The organism is Pseudoduganella sp. UC29_106 (assembly GCF_044055365.1).
GTDB lineage: Bacteria > Pseudomonadota > Gammaproteobacteria > Burkholderiales > Burkholderiaceae_D > Rugamonas.
Map to the genome: position 1 here is coordinate 6,813,432 of NZ_CP171977.1, position 23,791 is coordinate 6,837,222.

Annotated in this window: 16 protein-coding genes, 1 tRNA gene and 2 pseudogenes; 6 read left to right on the forward strand and 13 right to left on the reverse strand. The window is 62.2% G+C overall.

Going from position 1 to position 23,791, the window contains the following annotated elements:
* Window positions 1-93 precede the first annotated feature (93 nt).
* From ACHMW6_RS33815 to ACHMW6_RS33830, 4 genes are read left to right on the forward strand one after another with little or no spacing between them, the layout of a single operon-like run.
* Window positions 94-948 (forward strand): TIGR02466 family protein, encoded by an 855-nt coding sequence (locus ACHMW6_RS33815; protein ID WP_395403788.1) that lies wholly within the window; start codon window positions 94-96, stop codon window positions 946-948.
* A gap of 45 nt (window positions 949-993) precedes the next feature.
* On the forward strand, window positions 994-2,133 hold the full coding sequence (locus tag ACHMW6_RS33820; RefSeq protein WP_395403790.1) for an acyltransferase family protein: 1,140 nt from the start codon (window positions 994-996) through the stop codon (window positions 2,131-2,133).
* A gap of 16 nt (window positions 2,134-2,149) precedes the next feature.
* Window positions 2,150-3,343, forward strand: coding sequence for a hypothetical protein (locus tag ACHMW6_RS33825; protein ID WP_395403792.1), 1,194 nt, complete (start codon window positions 2,150-2,152; stop codon window positions 3,341-3,343).
* A complete protein-coding gene (locus ACHMW6_RS33830) occupies window positions 3,336-4,259 on the forward strand; it encodes an AAC(3) family N-acetyltransferase (protein ID WP_395403794.1) in 924 nt (307 codons plus the stop codon). Before ACHMW6_RS33825 ends, ACHMW6_RS33830 begins: the two co-directional genes overlap by 8 nt.
* On the opposite strand, the gene ACHMW6_RS33835 is transcribed toward ACHMW6_RS33830, so the two are convergent.
* The 3 genes from ACHMW6_RS33835 to ACHMW6_RS33845 all read right to left on the reverse strand — a co-directional run bounded on the left by ACHMW6_RS33835 (window position 4,256) and on the right by ACHMW6_RS33845 (window position 6,513).
* The gene (locus tag ACHMW6_RS33835; RefSeq protein ID WP_395403796.1) at window positions 4,256-5,239 is read right to left on the reverse strand and encodes an acyltransferase family protein; all 984 of its coding nucleotides are present in this window, start codon (window positions 5,237-5,239) and stop codon (window positions 4,256-4,258) included. The genes ACHMW6_RS33830 and ACHMW6_RS33835 overlap by 4 nt on opposite strands.
* A 111-nt stretch (window positions 5,240-5,350) precedes the next feature.
* Window positions 5,351-5,902 carry a GNAT family N-acetyltransferase gene (locus ACHMW6_RS33840; RefSeq protein ID WP_395403798.1) on the reverse strand — a complete coding sequence of 184 codons (552 nt, stop codon included), beginning with the start codon at window positions 5,900-5,902 and terminating at the stop codon, window positions 5,351-5,353.
* Window positions 5,902-6,513, reverse strand: a complete 612-nt coding sequence (locus ACHMW6_RS33845) for a GNAT family N-acetyltransferase (RefSeq protein ID WP_395403800.1) — start codon at window positions 6,511-6,513, stop codon at window positions 5,902-5,904. Before ACHMW6_RS33845 ends, ACHMW6_RS33840 begins: the two co-directional genes overlap by 1 nt.
* Window positions 6,514-6,584: 71 nt before the next feature.
* On the opposite strand from ACHMW6_RS33845, the gene ACHMW6_RS33850 reads away from it, so the two are divergent.
* Window positions 6,585-6,866: a hypothetical protein gene (locus tag ACHMW6_RS33850; protein WP_395403802.1), complete on the forward strand. Its 282-nt coding sequence runs from the start codon at window positions 6,585-6,587 to the stop codon at window positions 6,864-6,866.
* Here the strand turns inward: ACHMW6_RS33850 and ACHMW6_RS33855 are convergent.
* From ACHMW6_RS33855 to ACHMW6_RS33875, 5 genes are all read right to left on the reverse strand, one after another.
* On the reverse strand, window positions 6,845-7,804 hold the full coding sequence (locus ACHMW6_RS33855; protein WP_395403804.1) for a hypothetical protein: 960 nt from the start codon (window positions 7,802-7,804) through the stop codon (window positions 6,845-6,847). The two genes, ACHMW6_RS33850 and ACHMW6_RS33855, sit on opposite strands and share 22 nt — an antisense overlap.
* An 81-nt stretch (window positions 7,805-7,885) precedes the next feature.
* The gene (locus ACHMW6_RS33860) at window positions 7,886-9,700 is read right to left on the reverse strand and encodes a hypothetical protein (RefSeq protein ID WP_395403806.1); all 1,815 of its coding nucleotides are present in this window, start codon (window positions 9,698-9,700) and stop codon (window positions 7,886-7,888) included.
* Between the two features lie 158 nt (window positions 9,701-9,858).
* Window positions 9,859-9,934, reverse strand: a tRNA-Arg gene (locus tag ACHMW6_RS33865).
* Between the two features lie 53 nt (window positions 9,935-9,987).
* On the reverse strand, window positions 9,988-11,409 hold the full coding sequence (locus tag ACHMW6_RS33870) for an MBOAT family O-acyltransferase (RefSeq protein WP_395403808.1): 1,422 nt from the start codon (window positions 11,407-11,409) through the stop codon (window positions 9,988-9,990).
* An 8-nt stretch (window positions 11,410-11,417) separates the two neighbouring features.
* Window positions 11,418-14,132 carry an AMP-binding protein gene (locus tag ACHMW6_RS33875; RefSeq protein ID WP_395403810.1) on the reverse strand — a complete coding sequence of 905 codons (2,715 nt, stop codon included), beginning with the start codon at window positions 14,130-14,132 and terminating at the stop codon, window positions 11,418-11,420.
* Window positions 14,133-14,332: 200 nt separating this feature from the next.
* On the opposite strand from ACHMW6_RS33875, the gene ACHMW6_RS33880 reads away from it, so the two are divergent.
* Complete coding sequence (locus ACHMW6_RS33880) at window positions 14,333-14,878, forward strand: c-type cytochrome (RefSeq protein ID WP_395403812.1); 546 nt, start codon at window positions 14,333-14,335, stop codon at window positions 14,876-14,878.
* Window positions 14,879-14,988: 110 nt separating this feature from the next.
* Here the strand turns inward: ACHMW6_RS33880 and ACHMW6_RS33885 are convergent.
* The 5 genes and pseudogenes from ACHMW6_RS33885 to ACHMW6_RS33905 all read right to left on the reverse strand — a co-directional run bounded on the left by ACHMW6_RS33885 (window position 14,989) and on the right by ACHMW6_RS33905 (window position 23,484).
* Window positions 14,989-17,005, reverse strand: a pseudogene (locus tag ACHMW6_RS33885) (M13 family metallopeptidase).
* 86 nt (window positions 17,006-17,091) lie between these two features.
* Window positions 17,092-19,113, reverse strand: coding sequence for a M13 family metallopeptidase (locus ACHMW6_RS33890; RefSeq protein ID WP_395403814.1), 2,022 nt, complete (start codon window positions 19,111-19,113; stop codon window positions 17,092-17,094).
* Window positions 19,114-19,273: 160 nt separating this feature from the next.
* A pseudogene (locus ACHMW6_RS33895) lies at window positions 19,274-21,293 on the reverse strand (M13 family metallopeptidase).
* A 130-nt stretch (window positions 21,294-21,423) separates the two neighbouring features.
* Window positions 21,424-22,236 carry a class I SAM-dependent methyltransferase gene (locus tag ACHMW6_RS33900; protein ID WP_395403816.1) on the reverse strand — a complete coding sequence of 271 codons (813 nt, stop codon included), beginning with the start codon at window positions 22,234-22,236 and terminating at the stop codon, window positions 21,424-21,426.
* Between the two features lie 45 nt (window positions 22,237-22,281).
* Window positions 22,282-23,484, reverse strand: coding sequence for a TonB-dependent receptor plug domain-containing protein (locus tag ACHMW6_RS33905; RefSeq protein WP_395408779.1), 1,203 nt, complete (start codon window positions 23,482-23,484; stop codon window positions 22,282-22,284).
* Window positions 23,485-23,791: the final 307 nt, after the last annotated feature.

The window sequence follows — 23,791 nt, forward strand, 5'->3', positions numbered from 1 at the left end:
ACACAACGAAAACTGTAGAAGCCGCAATAAAGTTTCCTTTCTATTAACGGCATGCTATAGTTGCAGAGCGAGTCACTACCCGTGTGCGATGCCATGATTTCCCCGCCTGCGCAGCAAGAACACCCCAGCGACCTTAGCGGTGCCAGCCTGCAACTCCTGTTCCCCTCGCCCGTCATGTACTTTGACTGGCCCGAGAGCGAGGCCCTGAATGCATCGCTGCGCGACGTCGTCCTCGAACGCCGGCGCAGCAGCGCAGGCACCGTCAAAACCAACCGCGGCGGCTGGCAATCGAACACCGACCTGCAGGACTGGACGGAGCCGGCCGTGCGCCAGCTGCTCGACCGCGTGCTGGAGCTGGCGAAGGAGTATGTGGCGCGCCAGACCGGGCGCCGCGACCCCGCCTTTGAACAGGGCTGGAAAATACGCGCCTGGGCCAATGTCAATGAGCGCGGCCACTTCAACCGCGTGCACGACCACCTCGGCAAATACTCCTTCTTCTCCGGCGTCTACTACGTGAACGTGGGCGATATCGAGGAAGGCCGCGCCGGCGGCGGTCGCACCCGCTTCGAAGACTGGTCGCTGGTGGCGATCGACACCAACCGCGAACCGGATGTACTGCGGCGCGACGTGCTGATGTCGCCGCGCAACGGCCGCATGCTGCTCTTCCCGTCCAGCCTGATGCACTCGGTGGAACGCTATGAGGGCGACACCCAGCGCATCACGCTGGCCTTCAACCTCTACCACCCCGGCTTCGGCATCCCTCGCCTGGACCAGCGCCTGCAGCAGCAAGGCTGGTGGTGGACGAATTTCCGCGGCATCATGGTGCTGAGGCGCAAGATCCCGGAAAAACTGTACGCGCTGTGCCTGCTGCCGCGCATGATGGCGGCGCGCCGCGTGCCCAATCCGCTCTCCCCTCCGCCTGGAAGCAGCACCTGTCGATGGCGCTGAGCCACGCCACGGCGCTGGCCTCCGAGCGCTTCGAGGCCAAGACCGATGCCTGATGCTGCCCAAGGCATGTCGCGCCAGCTTTCCCTTTACCTGGATTTGCTGCGCTTCCTGGCCGCGCTGACCGTCCTGGTGTCGCACGCGTCCGGGCATACCCTGGGTGGGCGCGTGCTGCCCGTCTCACTGGGCCACAATGCCGTCATCGTTTTCTTCCTTTTGTCCGGCTATGTGATTGCCCACGTGGCGGATCACAAGGAACGTTCGCCGCGCGCCTTCTGGATCAGCCGCTTTGCCCGTGTGTATTCAGTCGCCCTGCCCGCCATCCTGCTGACGCCGCTGGTCGACCAGATCGGCCTGCACATCGATCCCGGTTTTTATGCGGGCGGCATGACGACCCATGACTATTCCCTGGTGCGCATCGTCGCCAGCCTGGGCTTCGTCAATGAACTGTGGTTCGTGTCCATCATGCCCTTCTCGAACTCGCCCTACTGGTCGCTGTGCTACGAGATGAGCTATTACCTGCTGTTCGCCATCTATACGTTTGCCGGCCAGCGCCGCTGGTTCTGGCTGGCCCTGGCGGCGCTGGTCATTGGCCCGAAAATCCTGCTGCTGGCGCCGATCTGGCTGGTTGGCGTCGTGCTGTACCGCCAGCGCAGCTGGTATCACATCAGCGAGGCGGCCGGCTGGCTGCTGTGGAGCACATCGCTGCTGGCTGCGGCCGCCTTCCAGTACTGGGACCTGACCGACCGGATTGCCGGCTGGCTCGCCGGCCAGGTGGGACCCGAGCTGTTTTACGCTGCTGCATTTCTCGAAGCGCTTCTTGGGCGACTACATCCTTACCGCCATCATCGCCGCCCATTTTGTCGGCTTCCGCCGCATCGCGCCACGCTTTGCAGGCCTGCTGGAACTGGGCGCGCGCCCGATCCGCAGCGCCTCCAGCCTCACGTTCTCGCTCTACCTGTTCCATGTGCCGGTGCTGCTGCTGGTACTCCTGCTGCTGCGCGGCATGCAGCCCGGCCTGGGCTACTTCCTCGCCACCCTGGCAATCACTCTTGCGCTGGTTCTGCCACTGGGCGTCATCACGGAGCGCCAGAAGGACGTGCTCAAGCGCTGGCTGGAGCGCCATGTGCCAGCCTGGGGGCCAATGCGGCCGGCCGCTCCGGGCAATATCTGATCCAACTCCTTTAACCCTATCAGGACGAAAATGTTCCAGCTACTCCGATCGATCAAGAACAAATTTGCCCAGGAGCCTGCGTTGCCCGAAGGCGCCATTGCCGAACTAGAGGCAGACCAGCGCGGCCTGCCTGAACGCGATCCGGGCTGCCAGGCTGTCATCGATGCCTGCACCGACTGGCTTTGCGCGGCGCAGGACAATTCCGCCACGGCCGACGGCGGTGTGGCCCGTGATTACAGCCTGATCAAGGGTTGGGCCTCGTCCTACCCGGAGACCACCGGTTATGTCGTGCCGACCGTGATCGACATGGCGCAGCGCAGGAACAGTGCCGAGCTGCATGCCCGCGCCCGCCGCATGCTCGACTGGTTCGTGGCAATCCAGTTCCCGGAAGGCGGTTTCCAGGGCGGTAAGGTCGATTCCACGCCGCGCGTGCCCGTCACCTTCAACACGGGCCAGATCCTGATTGGCCTGGCGGCCGGCGCCAAGACCTATGACGACCCGCGCTACATGGACGCCATGCAGCGCGCGGCAGCCTGGCTGCGCGACAGCCTGGATCCGGACGGCTGCTGGCGCAAGCACCCGACCCCATTCGCGCAGCCGGGCGAGAAAGCCTATGAAACCCATGTGTCCTGGGGCCTGTTCGAGGCCGACCGCGTGGCGCCCGGCAAGGGCTACGGCGCCGCCGGCCTGCGCCAGGTGGACTGGGCGCTGACCAAGCAGCAGCCCAACGGCTGGTTCGCATCGAACTGCCTGAACGACCCCGCCCATCCGCTCAGTCACACGATCGGCTACGTGCTGCGCGGCGTGCTGGAAGGCCACCTGTACTCGCGCCGGCCCGACCTGCTGGCCGCAGCCGTGCGCACCGCCGACAGCCTGCTCAAGGCCATTGCCGACGACGGCTTCCTGCCGGCGCGCATGGACAGCGATTTCAAGCCGGCCGCCGACTTCGTCTGCCTCACCGGTTCGGTACAGATCGCGCACTGCCTGTTCCTCCTGCACCAGCTGACGGGCGAGCAGCGCTACTTCGAAGCAGGCCAGCGCCTGACCCGCTTCGTGCGCCGCACGATCTGGCTGGACGGCCCGAAAGAAACGCTGGGCGGCGTCAAAGGGTCCTTCCCGATCAACGGCAGCTATGGCCAGTGGGAATACCTGAACTGGGCCGCGAAATTCTGCATCGACGCCAACCTGCTGGAGCAGGACATCCTGCTGGCGGCCAATGCTTAATCCCATCAAACGCCAGGTCAAGGCGCTGCTCGAAACGCTGCGCCGGCGCAACAGCGCCAACACGCAGCGCCAGACCCGGCGCCATATAGGCCGGGAAGAGCTGGCCGCCGACCTGGCCCGCATGGGCATCGTCAAAGGCGACACGCTGTTCATCCACTCTTCGCTGAAAAGCCTGGGCTATGTGGACGGCGGCGCCGCGACCGTCGTACAAGCCTTGCAGGACGCCGTCGGCCCGCAGGGCACGCTGATCATCCCGACCTACTATATGCCGGGCGGGACCATCCTCGCGACCTGCAAGATGCAGGACTACGTATTCGATGTGCGCAAGGATGGCACCAATATGGGCCGCCTGCCCGAGTCCTTCCTGGCCTGCGACGGCATCCGCCGCAGCGTCCATCCGACGCATTCGGTCTCCGCATGGGGCCGCCATGCCGCCTTCCTGACCGAAGCCCACCACCGCGCGCCCTCCGTGTTCGGCGAAGGATCGCCCTGGCAGCGCTTTGTCGGCATCGAACAGGGCAAGGTGCTGGGCCTGGGCATTTCGATGGGTCCGGTGACCTTTTACCATGTGCTGGAAGACGCCATGGGCGAGGCCTTCCCTGTGCCGGTATGGGGTGAAGAGCAGTTCCTGATGCCCTGCCTGGACCAGCAGGGCCAACGCTGGGAAGTGCCCGTGCGTCCCTTTGCCGCGGCGATCGCGCAACGCCGGATCGACAACCCGTCGCGCGCCGATTTGCGCGAGTATTTCCAGGCGGAGTTCCAGCGTGCGGGTTTGCTGACGGAAGGCCAGGTCGGCGATGCGGCCTCATGGTGGATACCGGCGCGCGGCTTCTTCGATCACCTGCAGCAAATGTCGGGCGAGAACCTGACAATCTATTCGACGCCGGAGCAACTGGCGGCACGCCCCCTGGCTTAAGCGGCCGGAGCAACCACCTTGGCCGTGCCCTTGCGCTCGGTCCAGGCGTGGCCCAGCTTGATCATCGGATGCTCGATCAGGTGGTAGGCCACAAACGGAATCCCGGTGACACTGATCAGGAACACGCCCCACTGCACCGCGTAGGGACGGTCCGCCAGCGTTTCGAAGGCAAATTCCAGCAGCGGATAATGGAACAGGTAGATGCCGTAGCTGTATTTGGCGACGGTCTTGCTGAAGGCGTTCAGGCTCGCCTGTTTCAGCTGGCGCACTTGCGGAATGATCAGGCCTACAACGAGACAAACGACCCAGCGCCCATAGTCATTGTTCCATGGGTCGGCCAGGTAGAAGAACGCGATGCAGCAGACCGCCAGCAGCGGCGGCCAGGCCCATCCCGGCAGTTTTTCATGGCCCTGCATGCGCCATGCAATCACGCCGCCAAGGAAGCAGGGTACGAATTCCAGCATATTGATGCGGCCGGAGATGAAGGGAACGGCGTACGCCACCGGCACCGACAGCACCCACAGCACGAGCAGCCAGCTGACAGGCCTGTTCCTGAAAAAGATGTACAGGATGGGCAGGCAGATATACATCTGCACTTCCAGCGGCAGTGACCACAGGACGCCGCTCGCATAGCCTACATAGAACAGGTTCTGGGTCAGCGTCAGATTGCTGAACATGGCAAACGGCGTCCACTGCTTGCTGCCCAGGATGAAGATACTGGTGATAAACACAATAGCCAAAGGATAGATGCGGAATATCCTCTGGACATAGAAGCGCTTGAACATGGTCGAGCCGGTCAGTTGCTGCCGCTCCAGCGACTGCATCAGGACCAGGGCGGTGTGCACAAAGAACAGCACTACACCCAGCTGGCCCCAACGGTGCAGATCCAGTGTCATCTTGCCCGTTACCACGGTAATCGTGTGCGATACCAGGACGAAAAGCACGGCCACCGCGCGCAGCAGATCGAGATTTGGTTGCATCTTGAATTCTCAGCAGATTGGACGGGCGTGGCAGATGAGCTTCCATTCTGCATGGAGATTGCAAAATGGACAACTAGTTTTTCGAAAGCTGTTGCGTATTCGCTCGCCCGGTCAGGGCAGGCGCAAGCGCCACGGCCGCGCCTGCCGGAAGGGGTTGATCTCGATGACCATGGCGCAACGCGTCCAGCCGGCACCGGCAAAGGCGCGCAACGACGGAGTATTGGAATGCCACACGCGCGCGAAGGTGCGCTTGAAGCCATGGGTCATCACGTCCGCGCACGATAGTGCGATCAGCGTTCCGGCCACTTTCCGTCCCCGCATGCGCGGCGAGGTGATGACCTGCACCAGCTTGGCCTCGTCCGCTTGCAGGGGCCAGAAATTGCGCGGCAGGTAGCGTGCCCCATGCCAGTAGAAGCACAGGCCGGCGATCTGATCGTCATGCCAGCAAGCGTAAGCCAGCGCGCCTTCGCCTGCGTAACCGGCCTGTTCGCGCATCACTGGATCGTTGCTGGCTTCGATGTCTGCGCGGGTGACGGGAGTGATCCTGAACCCTGCGCCGGCCGGCGCCGCAATCGCGGCCTGTCCTTCGGAGCGCTGCAGGATCTGGTAAATGGAATACTCGCCCAGCACCAGGTGCGCCAGGCGCTTCAACAATTCCTTCATCACGCCGCCATCCGGCCGAAACGCAGGACGCGCTTGATCCGTGCCTTCAGGCCAAAGCGCTCGACAACCTCGCCCAGCCAGGCCGACAGCAAGTCCATTGCGTGATGCACGCGCAGCAGGACACCGTTGCGCAGGCTGCGGCGGACAAAGAAGATATTGGCGCACAGCCGCTGATCGGTCGCGAACAGTCGCTTGTGATCGGTCTCCCCTTCGGTAAAGTCGAAGAAGCGGAATTTCTCCTCGGCGAACAGCTGTTCGAGCGCCAGCCATTGCAGCACCGTTCCTACCGACAGCCGCATGTATTCCGGATCATAGCCCTGGTAAGAATAGGAAAGCACCCCATCCTTCGCCGGGCAGCACAGGTAAGAGACGGGACGGTCGCCTTCGAACAACAGATAAGCGCGGATCTGATCGTTCGCGGCCAGTTCGCGTGCCTGCAAACGGAAGGTTTCGGACGCGGGCAAGCCTGCATCGAGCAAGCGGTCCTGATAGGTGCGCCGCGACAGCGGCAATGCCAGCTGCAGAAAGCGGTCGATTTCATCTGGCGTGCGGTAGCCCTGCCATACGAGCTGGCCGCCGCAGTGTTCAGCGTATTTGCGCACCTTGCGCACGATCGTCGCACGCGTCTTGGACGAAACTTCGCCTGGTAGCGCTCAAAGCCAAGCGTCAGGTCGATATAGCAATGCTGGTAATGCTGGGGTACGTAGCACAGATAATTGCCGGCCCGGCGAATGACGTCCGCACGTTCATCCAGCGGCTGGCCGCGCACGACAAAGCCCTGGCTGCCTGGCAGCAGTTCCGACTCGGGAGCGGCCAACAGACGCGACGCGCAAACATCGGCACCCAGGGCAGCGGCGCGCACCTGAAGCGGCACGCCGACGCTGGCCAGCGTCAGGTCGCTCAGCTGGAACCTGAAGGGCACCGTACGCAAGTCCCATTGCTTCATCCGTATCTCCTGCGGTAAGCCTGTTCCAGCATGCGCCATCCAGTCCGGTGCAGCGGTGAAGTCAGTGGACCGTGCTGGGTGCCTGACGGGGTCGGGGTGCGTCCGGCAAAACCGGCGGTACGGAAACTGTCGCGGTTGCGCTCCAGGAAGCCGCACAGGCGCTGGAAGCGCTCTACCACCGTCGGGTCGCTGCGCGTCTTTGCCGTATTCAGCAGCTCAAACCCGTGCGACAGCAAGACGAAGGCCTCGCGGCCCTGCTCCAGCGCCTGCCACAGCAGGCCTTCCAGTTCGGCAGACGTGCAGGAAGTCAGTTGCGTGTGGCGAAGGCCGCGGCCATCGCGGTAAACCGTCATCGGATATTCGGCAACGCCGTCACAAAGTACCGGATCGGTCAGCAGCATGCCAGGCATGACACCGCTCTCCGGGCCGAACATGGTGGCGTTGTAGCTGCTGTCGAAGGGAATGCCGTTGGCGGCCAGCGCCAGCAAGGTATCGCGGTTGAAGCCGAAGCTGCCGGCGCGGAAGGCGTTCACGTCCGCCGCCCCCGCTTCGACCAGCATGGCGCGCGCCTGGCGCAGCAGCTCCGTTTGCTCATCCAGGGAAAAGAAGCCGAGGTGCTGGCGTTTATCCTGCGCGCGCTGCAGCAGCGGCTGGCGTGCTTCGTCGATCCACTCGGGGTGCAGGTGGAGCTGCACCTCATGTCCCGCAGAACGGATCATGCCGACGATATCGGCCAGCGGTTGCCGGCCAAAGCGCGCAGCAAACAGCGGCTCAACGAAAAAAACGCCCGTCAGCCCATGCTCGGACAAGACCCTCAGCTGGTATGGAAGACCAAACTCGCCGCTGGCGGTCGGTCCGTGGATGTAGCGCCGGTAGGCGTCCGGAAAGCGGGAATCGATATCCTTCCAGCCGTTACACCAGATCTCCACATCGACAGTTATAAAAACGTCCAGCATGCGTAACGATGGCAAAGATTATCAAATTATTCACCATCTTAACGGCTACCTGCCTGAGATGCAACGCAAGTATTGCTGCGGTTATGGCCCATCCACGCGGCACAAGCGGTAAGGGTGAGGCGCTATGCCAATTGCCGCCTTGTACGTGCGGCAGCTCGCCTGGTCCAGTTTCAGCCCCCATTGCGCAACCTTCTCCGTCATTTTCTGCTCGTTGTCGCGCTGCATCGCCTCCAGGTCAAGCTGGTACTTGGGCTGCAACTCCAAAGTACAGCGCTCGGCGCCGCCGGCAGACAGCTTCCTGACCTGGACCTGGAAACGCACCTTGGTCAGGAGCCGGTCGAGGCGAGCGCAGCTCTCCTCGCTCTTCGTCATGCCCAGGAACTGGAATGCCTCGATTTTTTTGCGCAGCGACTGGTCCTTGGGATTGTGAGCAGCATTGAACAGCACGTAGTGCGGGCCGCTTCGCGCGCGTCCCGCTTCCGCTATTTTTTCGTGATACAGGGGCGATTCCGGGAAGCCGATGCCCAGGCCAATGAATTGGACATCGCGTGGGAAGAGCTGTACCAGCCAGCCGAAAGGTGGATCGGGCTCGGTCAGATAGACAATGCTCGACGCCGGCTGCGAGAATTCAGGGACGTCCGCGCTGAAGCTTCGGTCGGCCCAGTCGGCGTGTCCCCACGTTGAGAATGGCAGCGCATACAGTGTCACCGCCCCCAGCACGACGATAGCGGCGCGCTGCGCGGCCGCCGGCGGTAACAGGCGCTGCAGCAGGATCCAGACCACAAGCGGCGCCAGCATCTCCGCCGGGATCAGGTACCGGTGGATGCTGAACACTTTCATCCACACCAGATACGAGATGGCAAAGAAAAGCAGCACGAAGCTGCCATGCCGCGACGTCACGCCCTCCGAGCGGCGGCGCAGCAGCCATCGCACGCCCAGCGCGATAAACAGCACGTAGCTCACCGCCCAGATCGACTGCCGCATGTCCAGCTCCGATACGCGGACAAAATTCTTCGTGAAGACAAAAGGCCACAGCAGCACCTCGGTCCAGCCGTTGGGCAGGTGATAGAGATCCATAATGCCCTTCTGCGCTGCCAAAGGACTGTGGAATATATTGTTAAATTGAGGGAAAAGCGGATTGCCGTACAACTTCCACATCTCCAGCATCCACCAGCCGCCGGCCATTGCAATACCGGCCAACACGCCCAACCCAAACACAAAAGCCAGACGCAATCGGACCATCCAATTGCCGGGCGCGAGCAGGAAAATCGACAGGCACAGTCCAACGGCATAGACAGCATTAGTCAGCTTCAGCCCGGCGCCAAGTCCCATCAAAACGCCTGACAAAACGGAATAGAGCAATCCTTTCGATTCGGATAATTGTTCCCAGCGCTGGAGCAATAAAAGCAGCGACCAAAGCGTCAATATCGCCGTCAGGTTATCTCCCATGCTGTTGCCTAATTCGGCAAGGAAGCCGATGCTGAGAATGCCAGCCAGCGCCAGCAGCAGTGGCAGCCGGGGCCCGGCTTGCTTACCCACCACGCAACGGATAATGGCCAGCACCAGAGGGAAGTTAATGCCTTGTACCACGCCAAAAATAAAAGCGACGAGCTGCGGCGCAAGCCAGGAAGTCAGCAGAAAATATGGCAGCTCAAGCGTCGGATTGAAATAGCTTTGAAAACCGCCAGGCGCGAAGTCAAATCCCACCCGCCCCTCCAGCACAGCGTAGGCATTATAGAGGTGGTAATTCCGCATATCCCAGCCCTCATCCTGCCCCAATGCGACAGATAACAAGCCAAGCAGCAGCGGCACGAGCCACATCGCCAAAGTTTCAGCACGCGGATTCGTCAGAAACGCCGTCCGGCGATTTAACCAGCTTTCAATATTATTAATCATGGGTTAATCGGACAGATTGATCTGCCGTTTGCGATGCACATTCGTTCAAAGGACGATATTGTGCCATAGCAAGATTTAATGCCAATATTCAGCGTAAAAAGCGGGAAAAGGGGAAATTTCTCGGAACGAGGCAGTTCCTTGATCTGACAAGGAAAGTTTGGCGCGGCTGGCGGGGATCGAACCCACGACCCTCGGCTTCGGAGGCCGATACTCTATCCACTGAGCTACAGCCGCTGGAAGAGACACGAAGAATAGCGGGTTTCCGGGCGCGCGTCCATGGGAAGAGTTCAGAACTGGTAATAAATGAAGCCGGATGCGCCCTGGCTGAGGGCGGATACCACATAGACCAGGCCGGCGAACTGCGCGCCGAACAGCCAGGCCGGCTGCCGGGCGACCCAGGCCATGAAAGCATCGCGCCAGCGCATCGGCGTGAAATGCAGTCCCAGTGCGGCCAGCAGCGCCAGCCCGGCCTGAGGCGACAAGGGGAAAGCGCCGGTGAGCGGACCGGCCAAGGCGGCGAAGAAGCCGCCCGCCCCCGCGAAATCGGTGCTGCGGAACAGCACACGCGTCAGCGACACAACGGCAAAGACCAGCCCGATCTGCAGCACCAGCCGTCCGCCGCGATACACGGGCAGCGGCAGGCCGCGCTTCTGGCGCGCCGTACTGCGCCAGTGCTCCAGCGCCACCATGCTGCCGTGGATCAGTCCGTAGACGACGAAGTTCCAGCCGGCGCCATGCCACAAGCCGATGGCCACAAACACGATCAGCAGGTTGATGCCCACGGGCGCGCGCCAGGCTGAACTGAGCGGGTTGTATAGATAATTGCGGAAGAAAGAGGACATCGTTATGTGCCAGCGCTGCCAGAAATTGGCGATGCCGGTGGCCATGTACGGCCGGTTGAAGTTGGACGGCAGGCGGTAGCCGAGCATGCGCGCTGCGCCCAGCGCCATGTCCGTGTACCCGCTCAGGTCGTAATACGCCTGCAGCGAGTAGCCGAACATCGCCAGCCACACGAAGGGCGCGCTGAAATCGGCCGGGCGGGCGAAAACGGGATCGACCAGGTGCGCGCCCAGCAAGTCGGCCAGCAGCACCTTCTTGACGAGGCCACGCATGATCAGGGCCGCGCCGGAAAAACGCTGCTCGTCCGTGACAGGCTGGGCGGCCTGCTGCAGTTGCGGCAGGAACTGGGCTGCCGGCACGATGGGTCCGGCCAGGAGACGCGGAAAGAAGGCCATGAACAGCATGAAGTCGGCCAGGCTGGCGCGCCGCGCCAGGCGTCCCGCGTAGAGGTCGATCGGATAGCTGATGGCCTGGAAGGTCATGAAGGAAATGCCGACCGGCAGCAGCAGCTTGAGCACAGGCACCAGCGCACCGCCGCCGAGCCAGGCGGACAGGCCGTTCAGCATGCCGCCGAAGAAGTTCAGGTATTTGAAGTAGGCGAGTATGGCGACACTGGCCAGCACGGCCAGCGCCACCGCTTGCCGCGCGGTGCGGCGGTCCTGTGCCTGCCCTACGGCCTCGCCCGCGCCCCAATTAATCAGGGTCAGCGTCAGCAGCAGGATAGGGAAACGCCAGTCGACAGTGGCATAGAAATAGTAGCTGGCCAGCGTCAGCATGGCTTTCTGCAGCCGGTCGCGGCCCGCCAGCAGCGCGTGCAATCCAAGCACGCAAAGGAAGAAGATAAAGTAGCCGAAACCCGAAATATCCATGGAACTTTTCAGCGGCTGCCAAGCTGCACGGGAGCGGAGGCGAGCCCGCGGGCTTCCAACTCATGCGCCAGGTAGTCCGCAACAAAATGCTCGCCCCGCGCCGTGAAGTGGCCGCCATCCACAAAGTAGTCGCGGCCGCCCGGCATGACCCTGGAAAGGTCCAGCAAAGTGACGTTTTCCGTTTCGGCCACGTTTCGGATGACCTTGTTGTACATCTTGCCGGCCTTGATCAGGCCGTCATAGTCCAGGCAGGAGTTGTAGTACAGCGCCGACGCGGCCAGCTGCATGCCTTCCTGCCGGCTGCCGCGGCCGAAGGAGCGGGCCACGGTCATCAGCACCGGCTCGATGCCGCGGCCGCGGATCTTATGCACAATGTCGCGCAGCGTTTCAGCATAGGCGGTGGGGAAAAAGGCCGCCGGGTCGACCGCTTTGGACTTGATCGGCGGCTCGCGCAGGGCAACCGTGTTCTTTGCCAGTATGCTGGAAGACAACGTCCAGCGCGGCATCGATGGCGCCGGCAAAGGCTCGCGCTGCGCCTTCTGCCCGCGTGACGCATGGCAGATGCCCGTCATGTCGTTCAGGCCCGGATAAATGATGATGGTCGTCGGCCGCAGGCCAGCCACCGCGAATTCGATCAGGCGGCCGGTCTGGCCCAGCGTATGGCCTTCGATGCCGGCATTGATGACGTTGATGGGCTGCTTCGGGTAGGCCTTGCGCAGGTTCTGCTCCAGCAGGCTGGGGAAGGTATCGTCGTTGCGCAGCGCGTAAGCGCCAGCGACGGTGGAAGCGCCCACCACTGCCAGCCTGACTTCGCGCGGCTCGGGGTCGCGCTTGATTTCCGGGCTGCGCAAGCCGAGGGAATTGGTGGCGAAGTAGCGCCCGTCCTCGCCTCCGGCCAGCACATGATTTGGGCGATAGGTCGGCACGCCCCAGAGTTCGTTGAACACCACCGTGCTCTGGCCGGTCAGCAGGGTCGCGGCGCTGCGGCCTGTCTTCAGGTAGGAGCGCAGCTGCAGTCCGCCTTCGCCGGCCAGCATCACACATAGCGCAGCGGCCACCGCTACTTTGAACGAGCTGCGCAGACACGGCGCGGCCGCATCATTGGCGGCTGGGCCGCGCTGCGCGGGCTGGGGTTGGCGCAGCGCTTCCAGGGCGCCGACCGTCATCGCTTCCCAGTTGTCGGGCACGTGGCCCAGGTGCTCTTCCAGCAGCAGCGAGACTTCGACAAAACTGACGGAATCGCCGCCCAGGTCGAGGAAGCTATCCGTTGCCAGTACCGACGCAATGCCGAGAATGTCCGCGAAGCCTTCGGCCAGTGTGGCATGGCGTTGCTGCTTGCGGCAGGCTTCGCGCACCAGGCGCAGCACGCTGCGATGGTCGATCTTGCCGGACGCCAGCTTCGGCAACGGATCGAGCACGGCCGCTTCCACAGCCATCGCCGGCAGGCCGAAGCGCTGCAACAGGCGCTGCTTCAAGGCGGCAGGGTCGCCGCTGCTGGTTACCGCGACGGCAATCACTTCATCGTTGCCGCTCACGGCAGCCGATACACCCTGCTGTTCCAGCCAGCGCTCGATCTCGTCCAGGCTGATGCGCTTGCCGACAATCTTCACGAAGCGGCTCATGCGGCCTGCAATATAGTAGTTACCATTGGCCTTGCGGCAGGCCAGGTCACCGGTGCGCAACTCGTCCACTACCTTGCCCAGGGCCAGGTCGGAGGCTTGCACGGCATAGCCCATCATCACATTCGGGCCGCGGTAGACCAGCTCGCCCGGCTGGTCGGGCCGGGTTTCCAGCGAACCATCGTCCCGCCGCAACTCGAAGCTGCCGCCGGGAACGGGCACACCGATGCATTCCGCGTTGCCGCGCAGCTGGGCGGGCGGCACGTAGGCCATGCGCGGCGCCGCTTCCGTCTGGCCATACATGACGAAGAATTGCTTGTCCTGGCTCTCAGCCCATTCCGCATACAGCTTCACCATTTCGGCGGACAGCCGGCCGCCGGCTTGCGTCAGGTAGCGCAAGTAGGGATAGCGGCGGCTGCGGAAGCCGGTCCGCTCCAGGATTTCAAAGGTGAAGGGGACGCCGGCAAAGGATGTGGCGCGTTCGCGCTCGGCGCGCAGCCAGAAGCCATCCTGGGCCACCGAATCTTCCGTCAGCAGCAGGCAGGCGCCAGCATGCAAGTGGGAGTTGATGACCGACATGCCGTAGGAATAGAAGGCCGGCAGCGAGGTCAGCGCCCGGTCGTCGGCGGTGATGCCGAGGTATTCGGCAATCGCGGCCGCGTTGGAGTCGATGTTGGCATGCGACAGGCGCACCAGCTTGGGGCTGCCGGTCGAGCCGGAGGTCGACAGGAGCACGCACAGGTCCGGATGGACGGCCATCCGCTCCTTGGCATAGCGTTCAAATTGCCAGACGCCTTGGTCGTTGGCGCGGAATACCCACGCGGCATGGAAGGTATCGGCTATACGGGAATCACGTACAGTCGTACCCGGCTCCGCCAGCAGCACGGGACAACGTGCTCGCAGGCAAGCCAGGTAAGCGACTATGCAATCGACAGTATTAGCGGCTTCAACAATGACTGGTGCAGCCTCCCCGCATAGGTGGCTTGCAACCTCGTCAGCGGCTTGCGCCAATTGCTGATAGCTCCACTGTGATCCGTCGCCGGCAATGATTGCAGTGCGCGTGCCGTGCTCTTCCAGCCGCTGCGCAAACATACGTTCAGCCAAGCAACACCCCGTTTATTAGGATTTCTCGTAGATTTTTTTGCAATTAAACATTAATTGAAGAGACTTAGTCAAATATCAAATCCATTCCATCAGGGATGTTTTTGAGTCTATAATTGCAGGTTTGACGAGGGCGTGCCCGGCAGCGTGTAAATTTAGCAACCCTCTATGACCAGCTTTCGAAAAACTGTCTTAAGGAAACCATGAGCCACGAATCCGCTATCAGAACGCCAAAGCAGCTGGTTGCTGCCGTCATTGGCTTCTTCGCCTTCACCATCATCGGCATCATCCTGCTGGTGCAATTCGTCACCCAGCAGAAGTTGACCGGCGCAGGTTCCGAAGGCCAGAGCACTGAAGCTATCGCTGCCCGCCTGAAGCCGGTGGCTGATCAAGGGTTCACCCTCAAGGACGCCAACGCACCAAAAGTGCTGCAAGCCGGTGAAGCCATCTTCACCTCCACCTGCCAGGCTTGCCACGGCACCGGCGCTGCCGGCGCTCCGAAGGTCGGCGACAACGGCGCATGGGCTGCCCGTATCGGCCAGGGCCAGGACACTGTGGTGAAGCACGCGATCGAAGGCCTGCGCGCGATGCCGGCCAAGGGCGGCAATCCGGATCTGGACGATGTGGAAGTGGCGCGCGCTGTGGTCTACATGGTCAACAAGTCGGGCGGCAAGTTCAAGGAGCCTGAGGTTCCCGCTGCGCCGGCGGCTCCGGCAGCTGCTGAGGCTACTCCAGCGCCTAAGGGCTGATTCAGCCGCTCATAAAAAAAACCGCTCTTCGGAGCGGTTTTTTTTTACACCCAAGGCCCAAAGCAGGTGTCAGGCACATCGTGCCTGACACCAGGGTTACGCCGTGGGTTTTACCAGATGATGACGCGGTCCTTCGGGGCGAGGTACATCTTGTCGCCCTGCTTCACCTTGAACGCGTCGTAGAAGCCCGGCTGATTGCGCAGGGTGCCGTTGGCGCGGAATTCCTCGGGCGAGTGCGGGTCGGTGGTGACCTGGCGGATCAGCGCAGCTTCGCGGGTCTTGGCGCGCCATGCCTGGGCCCAGCCCTGATAGAAGCGCTGTTCGCCCGTGTAGCCGGCGATAACCGGCGCCGGCTTGCCCTTCAGCGAGAGCTTGTACGCCTTGTAGGCGATGGCCAGGCCGGAGTTGTCGGCAATGTTCTCGCCCAGGGTCAGCTCGCCGTTCACCTTGTAGCCGGGAACCGGGCTGAAGGCGCCGTACTGGGCGACCAGCTGCTTGGTCTTGCGCTCGAAGTTCTTGTGGTCACGCGCCGACCACCAGTCGCGCAGATTGCCGTCGCCATCGTACTGGGCGCCCTGGTCGTCGAAGCCGTGGCTGATTTCGTGACCGATCACCGCGCCGATCGCCCCATAGTTGACGGCGTCATCCGCTTTCGGATCGAAGAACGGCGGCTGCAGGATGGCGGCCGGGAACACGATCTCGTTCAACTCGGGGTTGTAATAGGCGTTGATGGTTTGCGGCGTCATGCCCCATTCATCGCGGTCGATCGGCTTGTCCAGCTTGTCCAGCTCGTGACGCACCAGGAACTCATTGGCACGCAGCACGTTGCCGACCAGGTCGTCGCGCTTCACTTCCAGCGCGCTGTAGTCGCGCCACTTGTTCGGATAGCCGATCTTCGGCGTGAACTTGGCCAGCTTGGCCTGGGCTTCCTTCCTGGTCTGCGGGCTCATCCAGTCGAGCTTGTTGATGCTCTGCTTGTAGGCGGCCAGCAGGTTCTTCACCAGTTTTTCCATGCGCGCCTTGCTGGCGGCCGGGAAGTGCTGCTCCACGTAGACCTTGCCGATCGCTTCGCCCAGCGCGCCTTCGGTGGCGCTCACGCCGCGCTTCCAGCGGGGACGCATTTCCGTTACGCCACCCAGCACCTTGCCATACATGTCGAAATTGGTTTCCAGGAATTGCTTGGACAGGTAAGGCGCCGCGTTGTGCAGCAGGTGCCACTGGAAGTATGGCTTCAGCGTTTCCATCGGCGTTTTCGGCCAGCAGCTTGTCCAGCGCCTTCAGGTAGGTCGGCTGGCTGACGATCACGTAATCGACCTTGCCCTTCACGCCGCCGATGCCGTCCAGGTAGGCGTTCCAGTCATAGTTCGGCATCAGCTCGCCCAGCTTGGCGATGCTGACCTTGTTGTAGGCCTTGACCGGGTCGCGCAGCTCGACCTTGCTCCACTGGATCTCGGCGATCTTCGTTTCGAAGGCGACGATGGCCTTGGCGTTGGCGGCGGCATCGGCATCGCCCGCCAGGGACAGCATCTTCGCCACGGTCTGCTCGTACCTGGCCAGGGTGTCGGCCATCTTCGCGTCATCCTTCTTCAGGTAGTAATCTCGGTCGGGCAGGCCCAGGCCGGATTGGGTGAAGTCGATGACGTATTTGGTCGAATCCTTGTTGTCCTGGTGGATGCCGAAATCGACCAGCACGCTGCGGTTCTGCAGGTTGGCGTGCGCCAGCAGGGCGGGCAGTTCTTTCTTGTCCTTCAGCGCGGCGATGCGGTCCAGCTCTAGCTGGATGGGCGACAGTTGCAGCTGCTCGAGACGCGCTTCGTCCATGAAGGCGGCGTAGTAGTCGCCGATGCGCTTCTTGTCGGCGCTGTCGGCGCTGGCGGCGGCGTTTTCGATGATGGCGCGCAGCTGGGGCTGGGTGTCTTCAAACAGCTTTTCGAAAACGCCCCAGCTGGACATCTCGCCGGGAATTTCGGTGGTCGACAGCCACTTGCCGTTCAGGTGACGGAAGAAGTCGTCCTGGGCGCGGACGGCGGGGTCGATGTATTGCAGTTCGATGCCGGATTTGTCGGCGGCTACGCCGGCAGAAGACAGCAGGGCTAGCGCGAGGGCGCTGAGCAGGTGTTTTTTCATTTGTTGGTGTCCTTTTTAAAACCAGAGGCGTGAAGCTGGTGTCTGCCACATCGTGGCAGACACCTGTTTTTGGCCGTGGGTTCTTGTTACCAGATGATGGCGCGCTCTTTCGGGGAGAGGTACATCTTGTCGCCCGGCTTCACCTTGAAGGCGTCGTAGAACGCCGGCTGGTTGCGCAGGGTGCCGTTGGCGCGGAACTGGCCCGGCGAGTGCGGGTCGGCCTTGATGCGGGCGATCAGGGCGGCGTCGCGGTACTTCACGCGCCAGACCTGGGTCCAGCCCATATAGAAGCGCTGGTCGCCGGTGAAGCCGTCGATCACCGGCGCCTTCTTGCCCTTCAGCGACAGCTTGTACGCCTTGTACGCAATGGCCATGCCGGAGTTGTCGCCGATGTTCTCGCCCAGGGTCAGCTCGCCGTTGACCTTGTAGCCCGGCAGCGCCTCAAAGCTGCCGTACTGCTTGACGAGGATCTCGGTGCGTTCCTTATACTTCTTATGGTCCTGCTCGGTCCACCAGTTGCGCAGGTTGCCGTCGCCATCGTACTGCGAACCCTGGTCGTCGAAGCCGTGGCTGATTTCGTGGCCGATCACGGCGCCGATGGAGCCGTAGTTGACGGCGTCGTCCGCGCTCATATCGAAGTAAGGCGGCTGCAGGATGCCGGCCGGGAAAACGATCTCGTTCATCTCCGGGTTGTAGTAGGCGTTGACTTCCTGCGGCGTCATCAGCCACTCTTCGCGGTCGATCGGCTTGCCCAGCTTGTTCGTTTCGCGCAGGTGGTCGAAGTCATGCCAGCGCATCACATTGCCCACCAGGTCATCGCGCTTCACGTCCAGCGAGGAGTAGTCGCGCCACTTGCTCGGATAGCCGATCTTCGGCGTGAACTTGGCCAGCTTGGCCTGGGCTTCCTTCCTGGTGGCCGGGCTCATCCAGTCGAGCTTGTTGATGCTTTCCTTGTAGGCCAGCAGCAGGTTCTTCACCAATTCTTCCATGCGTGCCTTGGCTTCCGGCGGGAAGTACTTTTCCACGTACAGCTTGCCCACCGCTTCGCCCAGCGCGGACTGGGTCAGCGTCACCGAGCGCTTCCAGCGCGGGCGGTTCTCGGTGGCGCCGGTCAGCACGGTGCCGTAGAAGGCGAAGTGCTCATCGACGAAAGCCTTGGACAGCACCGGCGCGTAGGCGCGCAGCAGCTGGTAGTCCATATACGATTTCCAGTCCTGCAGCGGGACATCCTGCAGCACCTTGTCCAGGCCCTTGATATAGGTCGGCTGGCCGACGATCACATCCTTCACCTTGCCTGCGACATTGGCGCGCTCCAGCCAGGCGTTCCATTTGAAGCTGGGCGCCAGTTCGTTCAGTTTGGCGATCTCGAACTTGTTGTAGGCCTTGATCGGGTCGCGCAGCTCGACCTTGGTCCACTGGATCTCGGCCAGCTTCGTTTCCAGCGCCACGATGGCCTTGGCGGTGGCGGCAGCGTTCTGGTCGCCGGCCAGCGTCATCATGCGCGCGACGTGGGCTTCGTATTTGGCCAGGGTATCGGCCAGCTTTGGATCGTCCTTCTTCAGGTAGTAGTCGCGGTCCGGCATGCTCAGGCCGGACTGCGCCAGGTCGGCCACGTAGCGGGTCGAATCCTTGTTGTCCTGGTGGATGGAGACGTCGAACGGCGACGTCACGGCCAGGCGCGACATATGGGCGAACTGCTCGGCCAGTTGCGACTTGTCCGTAATGGCGGCGATGCGGGCGCGCTCGGCGTTCAGCGGCGTCAGGCCCAGCTGGTCGGCGCGCGCTTCATCCATGGTGGAGGCGAACAGGTCGCCAACCTTTTTCGCTTCGGGCGTGCTGGCCTTGGCTGCGGCATCTTCGATCAGTTGGCGCAGGCGCGGCTGGATGTCTTCCACCAGCTGGGCGCCGGTGCCCCATGCGGAACGGTCGGCCGGGATTTCGGCAGTCTTCATCCAGTGGCCGTTCAGGTAGGAGTAGAAATCATCTTGCGCGCGGACGGATTTGTCCATGTTCGCCAGCTCGATGCCGGACTTCAAGGGCGCCTTGTCGGCGGCGCCGGCCGTGAGGAAGATACTCGTGAGCAGGACGCTCAGAATGGTGCGTTTCAAAGTGAACCCTCCGATTTTTTATTAGGATTACGGGGCGACTCTAGCATGCTGAATAGCAAATAATAAAAAAAAGCCACGATGCCCGTGGCTTTTTTGAAAACCCAAGGCAAAGAACAAGTGTCTGCCGCATCGTGGCAGACACTAGGGTTACGCCGTGGGTTTACCAGATGATGATACGGCTCTCCGGCGCGACATACATCTTGTCGCCTTCCTTCACGCCAAAGGCCTCGTAGAAGCCCGGCTGGTTGACCACGGTGCCGTTGGCGCGGAACTGTCCCGGCGAATGCGGGTCGGTTTTCACGCGCTTGATCTGCTCGGCGTCGCGGGTCTTCGAACGCCACACCTGGCCGAAGCCCATGTAGAAGCGCTGGTCGCCGCTCAGGCCGTCGATCACCGGCGCAGGCTTGCCGCCCAGCGAGATTTTGTAAGCCTTGTAGGCGATGGCCAGGCCCGAGTTGTCGGCGATGTTCTCGCCCAGGGTCAGTTCACCGTTCACGTTGTAGCCGGGCAGCGGGCTGTAGGACGAGTACTGCTTGACCATCGCATCCTTCTTCACCTTGAAGTTCACGCGGTCCTGCTCGCTCCACCACACGCGCAGGTTGCCATCGCCGTCGTACTGCGAGCCGGAATCGTCGAAGCCGTGCGAGATTTCATGGCCGATCACTGCGCCGATCGCGCCGTAGTTGACGGCGTCATCCGCGCGCTGATCGAAGAACGGCGGCTGCAGGATGGCGGCCGGGAACACGATCTCGTTGGCGGTCGGACGGTAGTAGGCGTTCACCGTCTGCGGGGTCATGCCCCACTCTTCCTTGTCGATCGGCTGGCCCAGCTTGGCCAGGTTGCGGTTATAGCTGAATTCGGCGGCGCGCTTCAGATTGCCAACCAGGTCACCATTGGTCATCTGCAGCTTGCTGTAGTCGCGCCACTTGTTCGGGTAAGCGATCTTCGGCGTGAACTTGGCCAGCTTTTCCTGTGCCTGCTGCTTGGTTTCAGGGCTCATCCAGTCCAGGCCGTCGATGCTCTGTTTATAGGCGGCAAGCACGTTCTTCACCAGCTCGTCCATGCGCGCCTTGCGCTCGGCCGGGAAGTACTTGGCGACATACAGCTTGCCCAGGCCTTCGCCGATCGCGCCTTCAACCGTATCCACGCCACGCTTCCAGCGCGGCTCCTGCTCGGTTACGCCGGACAGCACCGTGCCGTAGAAGGCGAAGTTGGTGTCGTTGAATTCCTTGGTCAGGTAAGGCGAGGCATCGCGCAGCAGCTGCCATTCGAAGTAAGACTTCCAGGTTTCGACCGGCACGCTGTTGGCCATCTTGGCGAACGCTGCAAAGTAGCTCGGCTGGCTGACGATCACGGTATCGGTCTTCGAGGCGATACCGGTGGCGCCCAGGGCGGCTTTCCAGTCAAAGCCCGGCGCCATTTCATCCAGTTTGGCGATCTCGACCTTGTTGTAGCGCTTGACCGGGTCGCGCTGCTGCACACGGGTCCACTGCGCTTCGGCAAGCTGGGTTTCCAGGGCGACGATGTCCTTGGCCCTGGCGGCCGAATCCTTGTTGCCGGCCATGGCGAGGATCTTCGCCACGTGCTGCTCGTACTTGGCCAGGGTCTCGGCCATCTTCGGATCGTCCTTCTTCAGGTAGTAGTCGCGATCCGGAAGGCCCAGGCCGCTCTGGCCCATATAGGCGGCGTACTGGGTGGAATTGCGCGCGTCCTGGCTGACGAACACGCCGTAAGGTGCGGCCACGCCGATCTTGTTGAAGTGGGCGATCAGGGCCGGCAGGCCCTTGGTGTCCTTCAGGCTGCGCACGCGGCTCAGCTCGCCTGCCAGCGGCTTGATGCCGGCCTTTTCCAGCGCCGCTTCGTTCATATAGCTCGTGTACAGCGCTGCAATCTTTTGCTCGTCGCCTTTCAGGCCCTTCTGCTTCTGCAGGTCTTCGATGATGCCGCGCAATTGCGGCTTGGTGTCATCGGCCAGCTTGTTGAAGGAGCCCCAGCGCGACTTGTCCGCCGGGATTTCGGTGGTCTTCGAGCCACTGGCCGTTCAGGTGGGTGAAGAAATCGTCCTGCGCGCGCACGCTGCTGTCGATGTACTGGGTGTCGATGCCCGAAATAGGCTCGGCCGCGTTCGCAAAGGCTGCTGCAATGCTCAGGGCCAGGGTGCTCAGGAGGTGTCGGTTCACGAGGTGCTTCCTTTGAAGTCTGGTTATGAATAGCCGGCCAGTCCGCCTTGTGGGCGGGCCGGCCGGTGCGCTAGCGTACACCAGATTTTTCCGGATGACACCTTTGGATGAGTAACGTAACGTTGCCCCCTCAGACGGCGACCGTAACTCGCAGGAAGGTTGCAGGAATGACTGTCTGTTGCGGGTTTCCGCTTTCGTTCTTGCTGTTGAACAGTTCCTCCAGCTCCCGCCGCAGGTCTTCTTCCTTGCCGCCCTTGGCTGCCGCGTCGAAGGCATTCATCGTCGGACCGTAATACAGGCGGAAATTATCGAATAAGCCCTTGGGCGGGCCGGGATAGCGGAAGGTGAACGTGTCTTTCAGGAACGATATATTCCCTGCTGACACACCCGCTGCCGCGAAACGCTCGGTCACATTCGCCTCCACACCCCAGGTCATCGGACTGATGAAACCGGCCGGCGGTGGCGGCGTGTAGGCGGCGCTGATTTTCAGGATTTGCGCCACGAGCGTGGGATCGCCGGGAATCCAGTTGCCCATCACGATACGGCCGCCCGGTTTCGTCACGCGCACCATTTCCTTCGCCACGGCAAATGGGTCGGGCGCAAACATGGCGCCGAAGATGCTGACCACGAGATCGAAGGTGCGGTCCGCCAGGAAGTTCAGGTTGATCGCATCCCCTTCCTGGAACACGCAATTGCTCAGGCCTTCTTCCTTGGCGCGCTTATTGCCGGCAGCAACCAGGTTGCTGGCAATGTCGACACCCAGCACATGGGCGGCCAGTTTCGCTTCGGGCAGCGCCGTGGTGCCGTCGCCGCAGCCGAGGTCGAGTATGTGGTGCTGCTTCGTGATGCCCAGCTGATCAACCAGCGCCGCGCCGCTTTCGCGCATGCTGGCGGCAATGCGCGTGAAATCGCCCTTCTCCCACAATGCCTTGTTCGGATTCATAGTGCCTCCTCAGGACAAAACCAGTGTCTGTCCAGTGTAGGCAACTCAGAACTTGGTTTCCAGGCGAATGCTGACCTGGCGATAGGTCGGGTTCAACGTGGTGGCGTGCGAGGTCAGCCCGTTGGCATCGACCGTGTTTTCGCCGGTGGCATCGTCGGCCAGCAGGTTGGCGGCGGAGACGCGCAGCTGGGTGCGGGCGTCGAACTTCCACAGGCCGTACATATCGACCACGCGCTTGCGGCTGATTTCCACCAGCTGAGTGGTGCTGGTCTGCACGCGGATGGCCGGTGTCCAGTTATAGCTCGCACCCAGGGTCAGCGGGATGGTCTTGATGCGCCAGTCCGCGCCGATATTGGCGGTCTGCTTTGCCTGCTGATCGAGGCGGTTGTCTGGGCCCTGGATGCCATCCACTTTCGACCAGAAGCGGCTGTAGTTGCTGCGGAAATCGACGTTCGGCGCATTGTCCATCAGCTCGGCCAGCTGGAACTTCGCTTCCAGTTCGATGCCGCTGGTACGGGCGTGGCCGATATTGCCGGGCGTGGATACCCAGCGCTGGCCGAGGTCGGTCTGCTGCAGGCTCAGCTGGCGGCGGATCAGGTTGTCGATATCGCGGATGAAGCCACTTACACTGAGGATGCCGTTGCGGCCGAGGTAGTGCTCGTACGCGAGGTCCAGGCCGGTAGCCAGTTCAGGCTTCAGGTCCGGATTGCCGGTACGGTCCGGACGCGTAGCGCTGTTCAGGCGCGACAGGAACGGCAGCGCGATCAGATCCTGCACATTCGGCGACTTATAGCTCTTGGTCAGGCTGGCGCGGATCTGGTCCTTCTCGTGGCCGGGGATTTTCCATACGCCGTGCAGCAGGGGGCTGAACACCTTGCTGGTATTGGTGATGGTGCCGCTGCTGCGGTCGCTCGACGTGCGGATGCCTTCCCAGCGCGCGCCCATGTAGACGGCCCATTGCGGCGTGATGTCCCACTCGTCCTGCGCGAAGACGGCAACGCGACGGGTATCAGCCGTGAGGTTGTCGCCGGAATCGGCGAACTGCGGATTGCCGTTCTTGTCCAGCGAAACCTTGGTCTGTTCGCGGTGACTCGCTTCCAGGTCCCAGCCGGCGGCCAGCAGGTGTCCCTTGCCCAGCGGCGAAGTGTATTTGCCGCCGGTGTTGACGCTGCGGTCGCGCGTCTTGTCGGTATCGGTGAAGCGCTCCAGCAGGCCGCCATCGGCATCGTACCTGGTTGCGCAGGGAATCGGACTCGCGCTTGCCGAGGCCGAAGCCGAACTTCACGTCGAGCTTGGACGCGCCTTCCAGCTTGTGCACCCAGTTGCCGAAGCCGCGCAGGAAAGTGTTCTCCGCATGCGAAGTCTGCTGCGCCGAGTTGTACTCGGGCGGGATGATGCCGGTGGTCTGGTCGAGCACACTGTTCGAACCGCCCTCGCTCTTGTTATACATGAGGAAGGGCTGAAAGTTCAGCGTATCGCCGCTGTCGAATTTCCAGGACAGGCGCGGCGTCAGGTGCAGCATCTTGTTGGTGCTGGAGCTTTCGTCGTGCACCAG